This window comes from Microvirga pakistanensis (genome assembly GCF_004458765.1).
GTDB lineage: Bacteria > Pseudomonadota > Alphaproteobacteria > Rhizobiales > Beijerinckiaceae > Microvirga > Microvirga pakistanensis.
The window spans coordinates 1-223 of sequence record NZ_SPJX01000270.1; the positions used below are offsets into that span (position 1 = coordinate 1).

Here is a 223-nt window from a genome sequence, read left to right on the forward strand (position 1 = left end):
AGCGCGGGCGGGCGGGTTGGCCACGAAGTACTCCGCGTAGACGCTGTTGAAGCTCCAGAAGTCGCGCGGATCATCAAGCCAGACGCCGACGCGCACAACATCCTCCAGCTCATAGCCGGCTTCCTTGAGGATCGCGATCATGTTCTCAATGGCTTTGCGGCTCTGGGCAATGATGCCGCCAGGCACGATCTCGCCCTTTTCCATCGGCACCTGGCCGGAAACA

Annotated in this window: 1 protein-coding gene; it reads right to left on the minus strand. The window is 61.4% G+C overall.

The annotated features are described in order from the left end of the window. The coding region (locus E4K09_RS15210) for a RidA family protein (protein ID WP_134498401.1) at window positions 1–223 on the minus strand (223 nt) is incomplete at both ends.